Raw genomic sequence first — 2,051 nt, forward strand, 5'->3', positions numbered from 1 at the left:
CTAGAATTCGTCGCCATGCAACTCAACCGCCGCCCCCGCAAAACCCTGGGCTTTCAAACACCAGCCGAGAAAATGGCCGCACTGATAAACTCAACCGAAACATAAGAAGTGTTTCCACGACCACTAGAATCCGCCTTGCTTCAGAATAGCAAAGCCCCCCTCTCATATTGAGCTGTTCCTATGGGAAGCTTGGAGGGGGTATCGATTGACTAAAGTATAGCTCAAAATGCGCAATTTTAGTAATCATTTGCGCAAAATTTTGTTCTCGGGCCACACATTTGGAAAACGCTGCGGTTGTCAATTAACAAGGAGTGGCTACCGCTAAGAATCAAGGGCGTTTGTCCATAGTGGGTGTTAAACCTCTAAATCCAAAGCGCACAGAGAATCTGCAAAGCCCCCAAAGGCCACTCAGCAATTTGGGGCCTAGGATGGCGCAATGCTGGTGGCGAGAGGGGGCGTCGGACCTAGCGCAGGACACATTTGAACAACTCTTTGACCAGTACTGACGTATCCTCCTAGGTCAGCGTTTCCTCCGAAACCGCTTTAGCAATTCCCACGAATGCCTATCAGCCAAGTCTCCAAAGTACCTCTTGAAGGAACGTCTTCTAGGTCGTTCGGCAAGATGCCTGAGAGACTCTAGAGGGAGGGTGATCCAACTACCCTTCACCCATGCTTAGATATTGCACAAGGGAAATGTCGACTTCATCCAAGATACTGCGGGGGACAGTGCCGGTTTTGTCCTGTGTTGCAACGAGGATTTTGGGTAACGGTTGCATCGCTGGCACACGTATCCAACATTTCTTCGTTACCCCGCCTTGCCCCCTGGAGAGTTTTACGTCGAATCCAGTACGGAATGACGTAGAGGATGAAATTGGGCATCCCATGACCACCAGGAAATTAGGGTCAAGATTGCTGTTGTCGTTCGACAAAATTAGGAAAGGGCGACGTTCGAGGTGGGGTTCGCCCCGCAGGCTTTCTGGCGGCAGTGTCAAAACTTCATCGGGGATCATAAAAATGTCTCCCCGTGTAATGGCAACCATTAGGCAGTGTCCCTGCCTTCGCTTCCTAGTAACAATCTGTTTGCTTGTCGCCGAGCGCGGTCAAAACGAGAAGTCTCTTGCAGTATTTCTGTCGGATCGCCTTCGACAAAATGCGTGTACTTTCCGTTGTTTTTCGCGCGAAGCTCCTGGATGCGGGTTAGAGCGCTACTGCGCTGAACCGTACGTCGGTGACCATATTCCCCGAGGGACATGTCCAAAACGCAGCCACGTTCACCGTCATCGGATTGAGCCAGAGCCATTGGTGCTGTCTGGTAGCTATATTCGCGAACCTCAGAGGGTGAGGCATCTGCAAACTGAAGGGCTACCCCGCGCATGATCTCGAAGAATTTACGGTCGACGTCACTGGCATTTTCCATCACGTCACGGTATTGATCTGGGGAGACACTAAGCTTCGCGTACTCTGTTCCATAAATAGTTCGATTGTGTTCTCTCTGAAAGACACCGAGGGCAACTAATTGGTCTTCGCGGTTCATAAGTGCAGCATCGAATGGGCCAAAACTATCCCATGTCCATACCGCACCGGTGCGGACAGGTACCCCCTGGTCGACCGCCCTTAAGTCTGCGATGTAAAGAAGTTTTGCTAGCTTGGTTCGCGTTAATGGCTTGCCGAGGTGCTGGCTGTACACGGTAAGTGTGTACATGCACGTTTCCAGGAAGTCTCGAAACTGGTACATGTTCGCTTCCTCTCTGCACATCGACGACATCTAACTCAATATATAGCGTAGCGGAATAGTTGCGTTAATCAGGTGATGTCGGGCCGGTAAATACTAAGCGGGAAGAAGTATTTGGGATGCCCTGTAAGTATTCACCACTAACCCCATCATTTGTGATGTGTAATCTCGTACCTGGTCACGCCTACTAGTTTCCCGTCTGTAGCCCCCGAGTCGCCGGTGTACATGAGAAAGCAGCAATTTGAAGCGTCCTGGGTTTAGTTCCGCTTCTTTTACGGCCCTGTGTTGATGGGCTGGGTGAGATAGTACTCGGTTTCTA

Annotated in this window: 2 protein-coding genes; both read right to left on the reverse strand. The window is 50.6% G+C overall.

Features of this window, described 5'->3' with window-relative positions:
- Nucleotides 1-656 precede the first annotated feature (656 nt).
- A complete protein-coding gene (locus QP965_RS11385; RefSeq protein WP_284844966.1) occupies nt 657-1,040 on the reverse strand; it encodes a type II toxin-antitoxin system PemK/MazF family toxin in 384 nt (127 codons plus the stop codon).
- A complete protein-coding gene (locus tag QP965_RS11390) occupies nt 1,040-1,735 on the reverse strand; it encodes a hypothetical protein (RefSeq protein WP_284844967.1) in 696 nt (231 codons plus the stop codon). The genes QP965_RS11385 and QP965_RS11390 overlap by 1 nt, the downstream gene beginning before the upstream one ends.
- Between the last annotated feature and the right edge of the window lie 316 nt (nt 1,736-2,051).

Origin of the sequence: Corynebacterium sp. MSK074 (assembly GCF_030229735.1) — a bacterium.
Classification (GTDB): Bacteria; Actinomycetota; Actinomycetes; order Mycobacteriales; family Mycobacteriaceae; genus Corynebacterium.